Origin of the sequence: Streptomyces sp. NPDC002573, assembly GCF_042889625.1 — a bacterium.
Lineage (GTDB): Bacteria > Actinomycetota > Actinomycetes > Streptomycetales > Streptomycetaceae > Streptomyces > Streptomyces gibsoniae.
This window is the reverse complement of the sequence record NZ_JBIARC010000003.1, coordinates 238,982-254,440: the sequence shown is the minus strand read 5'-3', so window position 1 is coordinate 254,440 and position 15,459 is coordinate 238,982. Positions and strand designations below refer to the sequence as shown.

The 15,459-nt window shown below is 71.0% G+C and carries 11 protein-coding genes and 2 pseudogenes; 8 read left to right on the top strand and 5 right to left on the bottom strand.

Features of this window, described 5'->3' with window-relative positions:
• Nucleotides 1–160 precede the first annotated feature (160 nt).
• The 3 genes and pseudogenes from ACFYX0_RS04865 (at nt 161) to ACFYX0_RS04855 (ending at nt 2,234) form a co-directional block, all read left to right on the top strand.
• On the top strand, nt 161–1,231 hold the full coding sequence (locus ACFYX0_RS04865; RefSeq protein WP_388966348.1) for a DUF7019 family protein: 1,071 nt from the start codon (nt 161–163) through the stop codon (nt 1,229–1,231).
• A 131-nt stretch (nt 1,232–1,362) separates the two neighbouring features.
• Nucleotides 1,363–1,645 (top strand): annotated as a pseudogene (locus ACFYX0_RS04860) (hypothetical protein); the annotation flags it as partial.
• A gap of 283 nt (nt 1,646–1,928) precedes the next feature.
• Nucleotides 1,929–2,234 (top strand): hypothetical protein, encoded by a 306-nt coding sequence (locus ACFYX0_RS04855; protein WP_388966516.1) that lies wholly within the window; start codon nt 1,929–1,931, stop codon nt 2,232–2,234.
• A 15-nt stretch (nt 2,235–2,249) separates the two neighbouring features.
• Here the strand turns inward: ACFYX0_RS04855 and ACFYX0_RS04850 are convergent, their stop codons facing one another.
• Together ACFYX0_RS04850 and ACFYX0_RS04845 are read right to left on the bottom strand one after the other, a co-directional pair.
• On the bottom strand, nt 2,250–2,990 hold the full coding sequence (locus ACFYX0_RS04850) for a class I SAM-dependent DNA methyltransferase (RefSeq protein ID WP_388966345.1): 741 nt from the start codon (nt 2,988–2,990) through the stop codon (nt 2,250–2,252).
• Between the two features lie 76 nt (nt 2,991–3,066).
• Entirely contained in the window at nt 3,067–3,645 is a 579-nt protein-coding gene (locus tag ACFYX0_RS04845) for a TetR/AcrR family transcriptional regulator (RefSeq protein WP_388966343.1), read from the bottom strand.
• 288 nt (nt 3,646–3,933) lie between these two features.
• Between ACFYX0_RS04845 and ACFYX0_RS04840 the strand changes: the two genes are divergently transcribed.
• From ACFYX0_RS04840 to ACFYX0_RS04825, 4 genes are read left to right on the top strand one after another with little or no spacing between them, the layout of a single operon-like run.
• The gene (locus ACFYX0_RS04840) at nt 3,934–4,506 is read left to right on the top strand and encodes a 2Fe-2S iron-sulfur cluster-binding protein (RefSeq protein ID WP_355905739.1); all 573 of its coding nucleotides are present in this window, start codon (nt 3,934–3,936) and stop codon (nt 4,504–4,506) included.
• Nucleotides 4,503–5,495 carry an FAD binding domain-containing protein gene (locus tag ACFYX0_RS04835; protein WP_388966340.1) on the top strand — a complete coding sequence of 331 codons (993 nt, stop codon included), beginning with the start codon at nt 4,503–4,505 and terminating at the stop codon, nt 5,493–5,495. Before ACFYX0_RS04840 ends, ACFYX0_RS04835 begins: the two co-directional genes overlap by 4 nt.
• On the top strand, nt 5,492–7,630 hold the full coding sequence (locus tag ACFYX0_RS04830) for a xanthine dehydrogenase family protein molybdopterin-binding subunit (RefSeq protein WP_388966338.1): 2,139 nt from the start codon (nt 5,492–5,494) through the stop codon (nt 7,628–7,630). The genes ACFYX0_RS04835 and ACFYX0_RS04830 overlap by 4 nt, the downstream gene beginning before the upstream one ends.
• Entirely contained in the window at nt 7,623–8,765 is a 1,143-nt protein-coding gene (locus ACFYX0_RS04825; RefSeq protein ID WP_388966335.1) for an XdhC family protein, read from the top strand. Before ACFYX0_RS04830 ends, ACFYX0_RS04825 begins: the two co-directional genes overlap by 8 nt.
• Before the next feature lie 113 nt (nt 8,766–8,878).
• Here ACFYX0_RS04825 and ACFYX0_RS04820 read toward each other — a convergent pair whose 3' ends face one another.
• The 3 genes and pseudogenes from ACFYX0_RS04820 to ACFYX0_RS04810 form a co-directional block, all read right to left on the bottom strand.
• The gene (locus ACFYX0_RS04820; RefSeq protein ID WP_388966332.1) at nt 8,879–11,050 is read right to left on the bottom strand and encodes a hypothetical protein; all 2,172 of its coding nucleotides are present in this window, start codon (nt 11,048–11,050) and stop codon (nt 8,879–8,881) included.
• Nucleotides 11,051–11,157: 107 nt separating this feature from the next.
• Nucleotides 11,158–12,182 (bottom strand): annotated as a pseudogene (locus ACFYX0_RS04815) (GMC oxidoreductase); the annotation flags it as partial.
• Between the two features lie 173 nt (nt 12,183–12,355).
• Nucleotides 12,356–14,233, bottom strand: a complete 1,878-nt coding sequence (locus ACFYX0_RS04810) for a glycoside hydrolase family 15 protein (protein ID WP_388966511.1) — start codon at nt 14,231–14,233, stop codon at nt 12,356–12,358.
• Nucleotides 14,234–14,547: 314 nt separating this feature from the next.
• Here ACFYX0_RS04810 and ACFYX0_RS04805 point away from each other — a divergent pair, with 314 nt between their 5' ends.
• Nucleotides 14,548–15,387 (top strand): SDR family oxidoreductase, encoded by an 840-nt coding sequence (locus ACFYX0_RS04805; protein ID WP_388966329.1) that lies wholly within the window; start codon nt 14,548–14,550, stop codon nt 15,385–15,387.
• Nucleotides 15,388–15,459: the final 72 nt, after the last annotated feature.

Below are 15,459 nucleotides of genomic sequence, written 5' to 3'. Positions count from 1 at the left end.
GGGGGCAGCGGGAAACCTCGACAGGTTGCCCGCTGCCCCCGGCGCGAGAGGACTTGTTGATCGAATCGCTGCCACTCGATCAGGGCGGCGGGCATACTCGGTTTTCGGGTGTGAAGGGGTCCGCGCGACTGTGTGTGGGCGAGTCCGCGGTGGGGTGGCCATGTCGTTTCGTTACTACCTCTACATCAGTGACAGCAAGGTGGACATGCTGCTGTCACAGATCGACCCAGGCTTCGCGGCGAGGCGCACGACCGAGTTAGGTGTGAACCTGCAAATGGTCGCGGCCAAGCGGACCGTCGAGCCGTCGGCGGCCGACCGTTTCTCGCGCCTTGAACGGGTCGTCCGCCACCTGAAGGATCACGGCGATCTCGGGTCGGTCGACGAACCGGGCCGCTTCTTCGCGGGTGTGCTGCCGATGAGGTGGGGAGCGATGCCCGGCGACGCGGATCCCTCGTTGGTGTTTCTCGGTGGCTGGGACGACCGTAACGTGGTGGGGCTCGGAGGCTCCGCCCGGCACCTGCTGGGCGCGGTCCCGGGCGTAGCGGAGTCCCGTGCCTCGTCGTCCTTGATGCCGACCATGCTCAGCCAGTTGGGCACGGCGTCCGAGTTGGAGGACGAACTGGTCGTCGACGCGGTCAATGACGGCTTCGCCCGCGCCGATCGTACGGCGCTCACCACCGTGCACCGGGCGGTCCGGCGCCTCGACGCCCCCGCGCAGAAGGTCGAGTTCATCGCCAAGCGGCTGCTGCACGGGACCAGCCCCGGCGGGGACTTCGATCCACGTGAGGGCATGTCCGTACTGCTCGGCTCGCCCATCTACGTGGCTCAGGCCGACCAGGCACGCTCACACATCACGGAGGCCGACATGGGTGTGCCGCAGGAGCACGCTGGGACGCTGTCCACGTGGAGGGTCGGTGACGTGGTCGACGGCCTCTATGAGGTGGCCGACGTGATCGGGCGTGGTGGGATGGGGGTGGTCTATCGGGTGCGGCACCTTATGTGGGGTGTCGCAAAGGGTGACTTCGCGGTCTCGGGCGGCTTCCGGACCTCGCCCGTCGTCTGGGATGTCACCACGGGGCGTCGCCTATGTGCGCTGGACGGCCATGAGACCGGCGTCACCTGCCTGGCGATGACACCCGACGGCCGCTTCGTGCTCTCGGGAAGCGTCGCCGGAAGCATACGTGTGTGGGAGCTCGACTGGGAGTTGGCGGTTCACGAGACGGCCGACTGAGACCACGACGGCGGCGACCCTTCCGCTCGGGCGGGGCCCGGGCGAAGGCCGGGCGGACCTCGGTCGTGGGGTTCCCGGAGAGGCGCGGCACCTGTTCGCTGGAGGTGTACGGCGATACGGGGGTGAGGGCGATGGACGTCGATGGTGCGGGTGCGCCGATCGTGGCGGTCGTCGGAGTGGTCGGGACCTTGCTGTCGGCCCTGCTCACCCAGCGTGCGGCCGAGCGCAGCCGACGGCGCGAGCAGGAGCGGGGCCGAGCGCGCACAGACGCGGGCAAGGGAGGCCGAGGAGCGGCGTGCCTGTTACGTCGCCCTCAACACCGCCTCCCGGCAGTGTCTGACCGCCCTCACCGATCAGTTGCACGCCCTGAGCCGCACGGAGGAGTCGACCGCCAACCAGCGGGTGCTGAACGAGGTCCTGGAGATCACGGTCACACCCGCCCCACCCAGAAGGCGCTGCCCCGGGCCCACTCGCTCGTGTTCGGCAGCGGCCGCGCGGAGCGCCTCGTGCACATTTTCGACACGGCCGGCGAGGGTTTCGTCAACCGGGAGGAGACCGACGCGCTGCGCTATGTCCGGGAGGCTCGTACCTTCCTCTTCGTTCTCGACCCGATGGCCGTGGACGCGTTCTGGACCCGCCTCGATCCGACGAGTCCGAAGGTGGACCGCACGCTGGCCTCGACTTCGACCCGGAGGACGTGTTCTCGCGCTCGGTGCAGACCGTACGCACCATGGGCACCCGCCTCGACAGAGCCCGGCTCGCCGTCGCCGTAAGCAAGAGGGACCTGTTGGCCGGGCAGCCCGCCCTGCTGCCCGACAGTCCGGACGACAGCGATACGGCTCGGGAGTGGCTGTGCGAGCGACTCGGGTTGCGGAACCTGGTGAAGACGATGGACCTGGAGTTCGGTGAGGTCCGGTATTTCTGTACGGCGGCGGTGGCGGACGAGGCGGGGCGGGTGGACCCCAGCATCGGGGCTTTCGTCGAGTGGTGTCTGCGGGAGTGAGAGTGCCGTGAGGACTCAGACCGGCTTGCGCCACACGGAGATGTGTTTCCTGGAGTCCTGGGCGAACGGTGTCCCGTCCCAGTCCGCCACGCGGCGTTCCAGCTCGAGCCCCGCGATCCGGGCCATCAGGTCGAGCTCCGCGGGCCAGGCGTACCGGTGCTGGGAGCTGCCGCGGCGGTAGCGGCCGGCCTCGCCGTCGCGGGTGAGGTGGTGCGAGACCAGAATCTGCTGGACGAGGTCGAAGGTGTCGAAGCCGAGGTGCCGTTCGGAGACGTCGAACGGCACCGCCACCTGGCCGGGCGGGAGGAACCGCAGCGGCGGCACGCCCAGCTCGATGACGAACCGGCCGCCGGGCGCCAGATGACGTGCGGCGTTGCGGAAGCACTCGACCTGCTCGTCCTGTGTGAGCAGGTTCGAGATGGTGTTGTAGACGAGATAGACCAAGGTGAACTCGCCCGGGACGACCGTCGTGGCCATGTCCCCGATGGCGACCGGCAGAGTGTTCTCGTCGAGCTTGCGCCGCAGTACCGCCGCCATGTGCTCGGACAGCTCGATGCCCACCACCGGCACGCCGCGCTCCCGGAGGGGGACGCCCACGCGTCCGGTTCCGATGGCGAACTCCAGTGCCCGGCCGTCTCCGGCGAGTTCGGTGAGGAAGTCGAGAGTCGGTCCGAGAACGGCGGCCGAGGACATCTCGGTCTCCTCGGCGTCATAGCGGTCGGCGGTCGCACGGGTCCACAGCTCACTGCTCGTCACGAGCGACCACTGTGAGGGGCGCGACGGAGCGCTGTCCACGCAATTACCGCGCCGTCGGAAACGGGCGCGGTGGCTCTCACCGACCCGGTGCGCCCGTGCGCAGGCCGTCCATGACCAGGTCCAGGAGCCGGGCGGCCCGCGGTTGCCAGTCGCCGCGGGGGTCGATCTGCCAGAGGCCGGCGATGGCCAGGAGGAAGTCGTCCGCGGTGACGCCGGGGCGGATCGTGCCCGCCTCCTCGTTGGCGCGGAGCAGGAGTTCGGCGGCGGAGGCCACCGGGGCGTGGCCCGGCTTCGCCTGGCTGCCCGGGGCGCTGGTGGCCAGGCGGATCGCGTCCGCCAGTCCGGCCTTGGCCATGGCGAACTCGGCGAGGCGGTCCATCCACTCACGCAGTGCCCGCTCGGGTTCCCGGCTGCAGAGCAACTGGGCCGCGCTGTCGGCGACCTGTTGCATCTCGTAGCGGTAGATCTCGAGGACGAGCGCCTCACGGTTGGGGAAGTTGCGGTAGAACGTGCCCTGCCCGACACCCGCCTTCTTGGCGATCACGCTCAGCGGGGCGTCCGCGCAGCGCGTCAGCTCGACCAGTGCCACTTCCAGGATGCGCTCGCGATTGCGCTGTGCGTCCGAGCGCTGGGGTGCGTCCTTCTTGTGCTGCACTCGTCCTCCTTCCAGGCCCCTGGCCGAAACCCGGTCTTGCTAAGCGGACAGCTGTCCGTTAAGTTCTTGCAATAGCGGACAGCCGTCCGGTTAGCTCCACCATAGCGGCGGACGCCGTCGATGCGAACGGCGGGGTCCGTGACGGTCGGCACTCCTGCCGCGTATCACCTATGTCTCCGAAGTGCCTCGCCCTCAAAAGGGCCGAATCATCGTCTCCTGAAGCGTCTGACTGCCGGACCCCCCACCTCGAACGCCTTCCGATCCCGGATATGCGAAAGAAGGCTGATCATGGCCCCAGCCCCCTCGTCGACGTACAGCGCCATCACTTTGAACATCAACGGCGAGAAGCACCAGCTGACCGCCGACCACCGCACCACCCTGCTCGACGCCCTGCGTGAGCGACTCGATCTGACCGGTACGAAAAAGGGCTGTGACCAGGGGCAATGCGGTGCGTGCACGGTTCTGATCGACGGGCGCCGGGCGGTCTCCTGTCTGCAACTGGCGGTGGCCGCCGAGGGCCGTGAGATCACCACCATCGAAGGGGTGGCCGAGGGTGAGCGGCTGCATCCGGTGCAGCAGGCGTTCCTCGACTTCGACGGCTACCAGTGCGGCTACTGCACCCCGGGCCAGATCTGCTCGGCCGTCGCGGTGATCGAGGAACACGCGGCGGGCTGGCCCAGCGCCGTCACCGACGACGTACGCCCCGAAGCGGGCCCACCGCCGCTGACGGCCGACGAGATCCGGGAGCGGATGAGCGGCAACCTGTGCCGCTGCGGCGCGTATGTGTCGATCGTCCAGGCCGTCGCTCGGGCGGCCGCCGTCCAGGCCGAGACCGACGAGGTCACGGAGGCGGTGGCATGAGGGAGTTCGGCTATCAGAGGGCGTCCGACGTCGCCGGCGCGGTCGCGCTGCTCGGGGCCGACCCGGAGGCGCGCTTCCTCGCGGGCGGCACCAATCTCGTCGATCTGATGAAGATCGGGATCGAGCGGCCCGCCCGGCTCATCGACGTACGCGAACTCCCCCTGGACCGGGTTGAGTCGACACCGGAGGGCGGACTGCGCATCGGCGCGACCGTCACCAACAGCGACCTCGCGGTCCACCCCGAAGTCCGCAGGCGCTACCCGGCGTTGACGCAGGCCGTGCTGGCCGGTGCCTCCGGGCAACTGCGCAACATGGCCACCGTCGGCGGCAATCTGCTCCAGCGCACCCGCTGCGGCTACTTCACCGATGTGTCCCGCCCCTGCAACAAGCGCCGTCCCGGCAGCGGTTGCCCCGCCGTCGAGGGCGAGCATCACAATCACGCCATCCTGGGTGCTTCCGACCACTGTGTAGCCGTCCACCCCTCGGACATGGGCGTGGCGCTGACCGCCTTCGACGCCGCGGTCTCGTACGAAACCGCCGACGGGCCGGGCGAGTTGCCGCTCGGCGAGTTCTATCTGCCCGTCGGCGACACCCCGCATCGGGAGACCGCGCTGCCGGCGGGCGCGCTGATCACCGGTGTCACGCTGCCGCCCGCCCCGGTCGCCGCCCGCTCCCGCTATCGCAAGGTGCGCGAACGCGCCTCCTACGCGTTCGCGATCGGCTCGATCGCCGCCGCGCTCGACGTGCGCGACGACCTGGTGCACGAGGCGCGCCTGGCCTTCGGCGCGGTCGCGTCCCGGCCCTGGCGGGCCCACGCGGCCGAGCGGGTGCTGACCGGAGCACCGGCCGACGCCGAGACGTTCGCCGCCGCGGCGGACGCCGAACTGGCGGCGGCGAAGCCGCTGCCCCACAACGGATACAAGGTCACGCTCATGCGCAATCTCGTGGTGGCCGTGCTGACCGAACTCGCCGAGGAGGCCGACCGATGACCACCGCCACGACCGGCACCCCGACGACGCGGGGCTCCGTCGGCACGCCGCACACCCGTGTGGAGGGCAGGGACAAGGTCACCGGCGCGGCCCGCTACGCGGGCGAGATCCCCTTCGCCGGGCTCGCCCACGGCTGGCTGGTCCTGTCCACCGTCGCCCGCGGCCGCGTCCGCGCGATCGAGACCGCCCCCGTCCTCGCCATGCCCGGCGTCCTCACCGTGCTGCACCACGAGAACGCGCCACGCGTCGACAGCGACTTCGTCGGCATGCTCGGATCCCGGCCGGACCCGAGCCTGGCCCTGTTCCAGAACGACCGGGTGCCGCACCTGGGCTGGCCCGTCGCGCTGGTCGTCGCCGAGACGCCCGAGCAGGCCAGGGAGGCCGCCGAGGCACTCGTGGTGCACTACGAGCAGGAGCCGCACGACGTCGCCTTCTTCGCCGGACACCCGGACGCGTACCCGGTGGAGGGCCACACGCCGGGGGTGGCGGAGAAGGGCGACCTCACGGCCGAGCTCGCCGCCTCCGCCGTCGTCGTGGACGCCGAGTACACCACCCCGGAAGAGCACCACAACCCGATGGAGCCGCACGCCGCGGCGGCCCGCTGGGACGGTGGCCGGCTGGAGGTCGTCGACTCCAACCAGGGCACCACCTGGGTCGCGGGCGAACTCGCGAAGCTGTTCTCGCTCGATCCGGACTCGGTGCGGGTGCGGTCCGAGCACATCGGCGGAGGCTTCGGCAGCAAGGGCGTCCGCGCCCACCAGGTGGGTGCCGTGATGGCCGCGACCGTCCTCCAGCGCCCGGTCCGCGTCGTCATGACCCGCCGTCAGATGTTCACCCTGGCCGGTTACCGCAGTCCCACGACACAGCGGCTCAGGCTCGGCGCCGACGCCGACGGGCGGCTGCGCGCGCTGGAACACAGCTGCCTGAACCTCACCTCCACCGTGCACGAGTTCGTCGAGCCGGGCGCCGCACCGGCCCGGGTGATGTACGACGCCGACGCCCATCACACGGCCAACCGGGTCGTACGGCTCGACGTGCCGACCCCGACCTGGATGCGGGCGCCGGGCGAGGCACCCGGGTCGTTCGCGCTGGAGGCCGCGCTCGACGAACTCGCCGAGAAGTGCGGGATCGACCCGATCGAGCTGCGCGTACGCAACGAGCCCGAGCGGGGACCCCTGTCCGGACTGCCGTTCAGCAGCCGCAATCTGCTCGCCTGTTTCCGCGAGGGCGCCCGGCGGTTCGGCTGGCCGGACCGGGATCCGCGGCCCGGCCTGCGCCGCGACGGGCGCTGGCTGCTCGGCACCGGCACCGCGGCCGCCTCCTTCCCGTCGGGAGCCGGACCGTCCACGGCGGCCCTCACGGCGGAGCCGGACGGCACCTTCACCGTGCGGATCGCCGCCTCGGACATCGGAACGGGCGCGCGGACCGCGCTCACCCTGATCGCCGCCGACGCGCTCGACGTGGCGCCGGAGCGGGTCCGGGTGCGGATCGGGGACAGCGACTTCGGTCCGGCGATGATCGCCGGCGGCTCGATGGGCACCCGGTCCTGGGCCTGGGCCGTCCAGATCGCGGTCGGTGAGCTGCGGGAACGGCTCGCTCTCGGGTCGAGCGTCCCCCCGGAGGGGATCACGGTGCGGTCCGACACCTCCGCGGCCATCGGGGCCCTCGCGAGGAAGGAACGGCACTCCTTCGGGGCGCAGTTCGCCGAGGTCGCGGTGGACGTCACCACCGGCGAGGTACGGGTGCGGCGCATGCTCGGCGTCTTCGCGGCGGGCCGGGTGGTCAACCCGCTCACCGCGCGCAGCCAGTTCGTCGGAGGCATGATCTGGGGCATCTCCATGGCGCTGCACGAGGAGGCGGTACGGGACGGGGCCACGGGCGGCCACGTCGGAGCCGACCTCGCCGGCTATCACGTCGCCACGCACGCGGACGTGCCGCTCATCGAGGCGGACTGGATCGACGACCCGGACCCGGACGACCCGGTCGGGATCAAGGGCGTCGGCGAGATCGGCATCGTGGGCGCCGCGGCGGCGATCGCCAACGCGGTCTGGCACGCGACCGGCGTCCGTCACCGGAACCTGCCCATCCGGCCCGACCGCGTGCTGTCGGCCGCCGACGGAGCGACGCATGCTTGACATCGCCGAGGAGCTGAACCGCTGGAGTGATGAGGGCCGGTCCTTCGCCGTGGCGACCGTCGTCGGCGTCGGCGGCAGCGCACCGCGCGATCCCGGCGCCGCGCTCGCCGTCGACAGCGACGGAACGATCATCGGCTCGGTCTCCGGCGGCTGTGTCGAGGGGGCGGTGTACGAGCTGTGCCGCCAGGCGCTGAGCGACGGCGAGAGCGTTCTCGAACGGTTCGGCTACAGCGACGAGGACGCCTTCGCCGTCGGCCTGACCTGCGGCGGCGTCATCGACGTCCTGGTCACCCCGGTCGAGGCGCAGGCGCCCGCCGCGGGGGTGTTCCGCGCGGCGCTGGCGGCGGCCGTGCAGGGTGAGCCGGTGGCGCTCGCGCGGATCGTCCGGGGCCCGGCCGAACTTCTCGGCGGGGCCCTGCTGGTCCGCTCCGACGGATCCGGCGAGGGCGGCCTCGGAGGCCATCCCGAGCTGGACCGGACGGCGGCGGCCGAGGCCCGGGCGCTGCTGGACACCGGCCGCACCGGCACGGTCGACCTCCCCGAGGACGGATCGCACTGCCCCGGCGGTCTCACCCTGTTCGTCGAGTCGCGAGTGCCACAGCCCCGCCTGATCGTCTTCGGCGCGATCGACTTCGCGGCGGCGCTCGTGCGGGTGGGCAAGTTCCTCGGCTATCACGTGACCGTGTGCGACGCCCGCCCCGTCTTCGCCACGCGAGCCCGCTTCCCCGAGGCCGACGACATCGTGGTGGACTGGCCGCACCGCTATCTCCAGCGCACGGCGACCGACGAACGCACGGTCCTGTGCGTGCTCACCCACGACGCCAAGTTCGACGTGCCGGTGCTGAAGGCCGCCCTGCGGATGCCGGTCGCCTACGTCGGCGCCATGGGCTCGCGCCGCACGCACGAGGACCGCACCCGGCGACTGCGCGAAGTGGGCCTGAGCGGGCGGGAGCTGGCCCGGCTGCGGTCCCCGATCGGCCTCGATCTCGGCGCGCGTACGCCCGAGGAGACCGCACTGTCCATCGCGGCGGAGATCGTGGCGGCCCGGCGAGGCGGCACCGGCGTCCCGCTGACCGGCTCGGGGACGCCGATCCACCGTGACAGCGGTACGCGCGGCAGCGCCGTGGCCGCCTGAGGGGCCGGGGCGCTGCCGCGCGAACGTCGAGGGCGAGGAGAGCGAAGGGACTGGCATCAAAGGGAATTGAGAAGGAAGCCCCCTCATGGCCTCGCCGTGATCAACGGTAGCAGTCAGTCCGGGACCAGGTCGCGCAGATTTCCCGGGGTGATGATCCGGGAGCCGGGAGGCAGTCCCTCGGGCTGCTCCAGGCCGATATAGGTGACGGGACCGTCCGGGACCGTTGCGCCGTCCCAGACCGTCACCCGCGTGGCACCCTCGGCCATCAGGTCGGTGAGGTACCGGACCGTCAGGGGAGCACGCTCCATGATGCCTTGCAGCAGCGTCGCGACCGACACCCGGTGCTCCTCGACCCGGTTGGCCGACGGCTCGCCCTTGAGGTAGAGGTGCAGCCACCTGGCGTGCCACCGGCCGTCGCGGTCGCGGTGGAACGCCAGCGGCAGCGCGACCCGGCCGGGGCCGCGCAGTTCGGACTTCATGCGCACGGTGCGCGGCTCGAACGGCCGGCCCTGCTGTTCGGCGTCGCGCAGCATGAAGCCGAAGAACGACTCCTCCGTCTCGTCGAAGCCCTCGCCGGCGAAGATGTGGACCTGTGGGACGATGAAGGTGCCGCGCACGGCGCCCAGCCGCAGGTTGATGAACTCCGAGGCGCCGTCGGGGGCGTCGGTGATGTCGCCCGAGTGCTCGCCGTCGACGGCGGTGAGATGCGTGTAGGACAGCCAGGAGCGGGTCGAGTAGTCGGAGTTCAGGGTCAGTGCCGACAGGTCGTAGTCGGTGCGGTGGGCCGTCTGCTTCCAGTAGACGAAGAAGCGCAGCAGTTCGCCGTCGACGGGAGACTCGGAACCCCGGGGCAGCACGCCGAGGCCGGACGTGGTCGCCCGGCCGCTGAGCGGGAGCGCGACGTCCAGGACATCGGGGTCGACCACGAGGTGGCCGGTGGCCGGGAGGCGCCGGCCTATCTCGGCGTCGAGAGCGGCGATCAGACGAGTGCGTTCCGGGGCCCGCACCGCCGACCGGGTGTCGGGGACGACCCGGGCGCGGCCGAGACGGTTGACGAAGACGCGCCGCTTGCCGGACTGCGCGGCGCGGTTGTGGAGGTGCTCACGGACCGACAGCACCACGCGGCCGGAGACCAGGGGAGCGACCTGCTCCGCGGCGGCCACGACCGCGTCGCGCTCGGCCTGGGTGCCGGCCGTGCGCAGCAGGCGGTCCAGGGCGCGGAACAGCTTGCCCGGCGCGGACTTGAGCAACTCCGTCGCCGCGAGGACGTCGTACCGGGCGAGCAGTTCCTCGACCCGGCTGTCGAAGGACCGCACGATCCTGTCACCCCGGGCGACGGCGAACACCTCGGCGGCATGCGGCCGGTCCGGGTACTCGTGCGGGTGGAGGCGTTCGCCGAGGCGCTTCCACGCCTCGCGGTGCGCCACCACGTCGGCGAGCTTGGCCGGGGAGGCGGCGACGACGGCGTCGAGTCCGGCGAGCAGGGTGCGGCGGACCGGGCGGGGCAGTGTGCGGAACCGGCTCGGTTCCCGCAGGGTCACATCACCGTCCGAGAGCGCACAGGCCAGCCGGAGCACATCGGTGACGGTGTCGAGCAGGAGGTCCGCGCCCACCTGGAGCCGGGCCCGGTTGACGACAGCGCGGATCTCCCGGACCGGTATCGCCTCCGGCTGGGGACCCTCGGCGCAGTGCCCGGCGAGGATGCGCAGGTCCTCCAGCTCGTCGTCGCCGAGCGGGGTGGGGCTGCCGGCCAGCGACAGATACAGGGCGGTGACCTCGTCCGCGAGACCCTTGCCGAGCCGCAGCACCGTCATACGGTCGCCCGCCGCTGCGATCAGCTCGTCATGGGCGGCGAGCATCTCGGCATAGGTGTGGCGGTAGTTGCCGTAGGACGGAAGGGTGAGCAGGTCCAGCACACCGCTCTCCAGCTGGGCCTGTGTGCGCTCGCGCGTGGTGTCGTCGTCGAGCGCCTCGGCGATGCAGCCCATCCAGAAGTCGAAGGTGTCGGGCACGTTGGCCGGGAAGTCGATGAAGTAGACGTTGTGGCGCACATGGTCCCCGACCATCTCCCGGACGGTGGCCAGGGTGCGTACGGCGGTGTCGACGACCGCGCCCTCGGACAGCGCCGACAGATGCTCCAGCAGGCCCGCCGAGAGTTTGAAGCCCACGGACATCAGCGCGGCGTCGAACTGCCGCGCTGCGATGTCGCCCTTCCCCGAGGGTCCCGTGGGGGAGGGCAGGCGGTGGGTGTGCCGGACGACCAGCGGTTCGAGACGGTGGATCACCGTCGCATGATTCCACGGTCGCGCGAGGCGGTGCATTCGGGTTTTTCGCCCCGGCCGCCCACACGCCCTCGGGAGTTGACTGTTCGTCAGACCTCCGTCCCGCGTGCTCAGGATGTCGCCCGTGTGTCAGGGCGTGCCGGACGCGCGCCGAGGCGCTCGGCGATGTGGTCGCCGACGCGCAGCGCGTTGGCGATCGCGGTCAGGGACGGGTTCACGGCTCCGATACTGGGGAAGAAGCTCGTGTCCACGACATAGAGGTTGTCGAGGTTGTGGGCCTTGCAGTGGAGGTCCAGGGCCGAACTGCGCGGATCGTCGCCGAAGCGGACGGTGCCGGCCTGATGGGCGGTGGCGCCGATGGGCATGCCCTTGTGCAGATAGAGGCTGTGGGGCAGCAGATGGTTACGGTGCATGCCCAGACTGCTGAGCATCCCCTGCAGCTTGTGCCGCAGCCGGGTGACTCCGGCGATGTTGTTCCGCTCGTCCAGGGCCAGATGGATACCGCCCTCGTGGTCCAGGGTCACCCGGTTGTCGGGCCGGGGCAGGTCCTCTCCGCAGAGCCAGAAGTCGACCGCATGGTGGGCCAGCGTCTCGAAGGGCAGGTCCGGCGCGGCGAGAGCGGCCCATGCGGAGCCTCGGCGCGGATCTGCTCGGCGTCCGACTTGCCGAGCATCTGGATGCCGCCGAGCGGATGGTCCCAGTCGTCGGCGCCCAGGTACCAGTCGTTCAGCGCCAGGGTCTTCTGGAAGCGGGTGTCGTTGGGGTCGAGCGACACCGCCATCAGCGCCAGGTTGTTGTGGCGCAGGTAGTGGCGGCCGACGACACCCGAGCTGTTGGCCAGTCCGTCCGGATGCCGGTCGTCGGCGGAACGCAGCAGCAGGGCTGCGGAGTTCACCGCCCCGCAGGCGACCACCACGATGTCCCCCCGGTAGTGCACGGGTCCCTGGCCGGCGAGTTCGGTGACGACGCCGGTGACGGTCCGTCCGCTGTCGTCGGTCTCCAGGCGTCGCACGGTGGCGCCCGTGACGAGGGTGACGTTGTCGTACCGCAGCGCGGGGTCGACACAGATGACCTGTGCGTCGGACTTGGCCAGCAGCAGACACGGAAAGCCGTCCACGCGGTCACAGCGGATGCACGGTGCGGCCATCGACACGGTGCGTCCGGTGCGGACTTCGCCCGCCGCGCGCCGAACCAGCTCCGGCGTGATCCGGTCCAGCGCCCCTCTGGGCGTGGGACCGGTGTCGGCCGCGCCGCGCAGGCGCCGGTACAGCGCCTCGAAGTCGTCCGGGCCGAGTGCGAGGGGATCGGTCATACCGGGGCGATGCGCCATGGCGGTGCCTTCTCGTCGTCCGACGGGAGGTAGGACCGGTCGGCGGCCTCGTCGAGGGCGTCATCGAGCGAGGAGGCGGCCATGATGAGCGAGAGATGCGTGAAGGCCTGGGGGAAGTTGCCCAACTGCTCGCCGCCGGGGCCGATCTCCTCGGCGAACAGTCCGACGTGGTTGGCGTAGGTCTGCATCTTCTCGAACGTGTAGCGCGCCTTGGCCAGTTGGCCCGAGCGGGCCAGGGCGTCGACGTAGAGGAACGTACAGAGGCTGAAGGTGCCTTCCGAGCCGCGCAGTCCGTCGGGGGAGGCGGCCGGGTCGTAGCGGTAGACCAGGCTGTCGGAGACCAGTTTGCGGTCGATGGCGTCCAGTGTGTTCAGCCAGCCCGGGCTCAAGGGGGCGAGGAAACCCAGCCGGGGGAGCAGGAGCAGCGACGCGTCCAGGACGTTGCTGTCGTAGTGCTGGACCAGTGCCTGTTGCTCCTTGCTCCAGCCGCGCTCCATGACCTGGTCGAGGATGGCGTCGCGGGCGCCGGTCCAGAGCGCGGTGTCCGCCGGCCGGCGCCACTCCTCGGCCAGCCGCAGACCGCAGTCGAACGCCACCCAGCACATCACCCGGCTGTAGGTGAAGTCCTTGCGGCCGCCGCGGGTCTCCCAGATGCCCTCGTCGGGCCGGTCCCAGTGGCCGGCGAGCCAGTCCAGGGTCCGGCTGAGTCCCTTCCAGCCGTGGTAGCCCACATGTGTGCCGATCTTGCGGCTCTCGGAGAGCGCGAACAGGGCCTCGCCGTAGATGTCCAGCTGGAGCTGGTCGGTCGCGGCGTTGCCGGCCCGGACCGGTGCGGAGCCCTGATAGCCCTCCAGGTGCGGCAGGATCTCCTCGGGCAGATGAGGGTCCCCGTCCACCCGGTACATGATCTGCAGCGGTTCTCCGTCGGGCCCCGCCTGGTCGTGCAGCCGGTCGCCCAGCCAGCCGACGAAGGCGTTCGCCTCCTCGACGAAGCCGAGGTCGAGCAGGGCGCGCACGGACAGCGAACCGTCCCGGATCCAGGTGTAGCGGTAGTCCCAGTTGCGTTCCCCGCCGATCTGTTCCGGCAGGCCCATGGTGGCGGCGGCGATCGGGGCTCCGGTGGGGGCGTAGGTGAGCAGTTTCAGGGTGATGGCGGAGCGGTGCACCATGTCCGGCCACCGCCCCCGGTAGCGGCAGGTGCGGACCCATCGCTGCCAGAAGCCGACGGTCGCCCAGATCTCCCCGGACAGCTGCTCCTCGGTGGGCGGCGGGGGCGCGGCCCCGCCCGGCTCGCAGACGATGAAGACCGTGGCGGCGACCTGGCCTTCCCGCAGGGTCACCTCGCCGATGACGTCCTGGCCGTCGTGCCGCAGCGGAAAGGTGCTCTGCAGATGGGCGGTGAGGCCCGGAGAGTGGAAGGACGCGGTGTCCTCCCGCAGTTCAAGGGTGTGTGCGGCGCGCGCGTAGTCGAACCGGGGACGGCACTCCAGGGCGAAGCGGACCGTGCCGCGCACGGTCCGCACGGCCCGGACCAGGGTGTGCCGGTCGGTGGCCCGGTGGGGGCGGTCGACGGGCATGCAGTCGATCACTTCGCCCACGCCGTCGGCCGACATGAACCGGGTCACCAGCACGGCGCTGTCCGGGTAGTAGAGCTGCCGCCAGGTTCCGCCGTCCCCGCCCACCGGTGCCAGCCGGAAGTAGCCTCCGCGGTCGTGGTCGAGCAGGGATGCGAAGACACTGGGCGAGTCGAACCGCGGCGCGGCGAACCAGTCCACGACACCCTGAGCGGAGACCAGGGCGGCGGTCTGCAGATCACCCACCAGTCCGTGATCGGCGATCGGCGGATAGCGAACCATGGTCCCAATGTGGCCCATGAGGTGAGCGTGCGCGCGGCGAGTACGGGCGGTCGCGAGCCCGGACGGCCGCCCGCTCCACCGCCCTGTCGGACGGCTTCCTTCCGCAACGCCCGAGGAGTGAACGCCGAGGCGGAGACCTCGAAGCAGCGGACGCCGAAGGAGTGAAGGCGCGCCCGAGTCGGGTTTCGCGGCGCGCGGAGGGCGGCCCGAGGTGGTGTGGTCATGGATGGTCGAGTGGTGCGGTCGGGGGCGACCGGCCGGAGAACCGAGGTGGTCCCGGCCGTGTTCCGGGGCGGTACCGACTGGAGGCGAGCGTGGGCACCAGCGTGGACGAGGCTCAGCGGATCGGCAGCATTCCGCTTCTGAAGGGGCAGAAGGCGTTGGTCACCGGCGCCAACTCCGGGATCGGCAAGGCCACCGCCGTCGGTCTGGGCCGGATGGGCGCCGACGTCGTCGTCAACTTCGTCTCCGACGCCGACTCCGCGGATCAGGTGGTGCGGGAGATCGAGGCCGTCGGGGTGCGCGCCTACGCCCACCAGGCGGACGTCTCCCAGGAGGACCAGGTCGTCGGCATGGTGTCCCGCATGGTGGAGGAGCTGGGCACGGTCGACATCCTGGTCGCCAACGCCGGTCTGCAGCGGGACGCCCGCCTCACGGACATGACCCTCGCACAGTGGCAGAAGGTCCTGGACGTCAATCTCACCGGGCAGTTCCTGTGCGCGCGGGAGGTGACCAAGGAGTTCCTGCGCAGGGGAGTGGTCCCTGAGGTGTCGTCGTCCGCCGGGAAGATCATCTGCATGAGCTCGGTGCACCAGGTGATCCCCTGGGCCGGTCATGTGAACTACGCGGCCTCCAAGGGCGGCGTCCAGATGCTGATGGAGACCATGGCCCAGGAACTGGCACCGCAGCGGATCCGGGTCAACGCAGTCGCGCCCGGAGCGATCCGCACCCCCATCAACCGCAGCGCCTGGGACACCCCCCAGGCCGAGACGAGCCTGCTGGAGCTGATCCCGTACGGCAGGGTGGGCGAGCCGGAGGACATCGCGCGGGTGGTCGGCGTGCTGGCCTCCGACCTGCTCGACTACGTCGTCGGCGCCACCCTCTATGTCGACGGCGGTATGACCCTCTTCCCGGGCTTCGCCACGGGAGGCTGAACCCGCCGGTGACCGGATCCTCCTCCGGCGCCCTGTGCCGATCGGACACGCACGTGTCGATCAGACACAGCT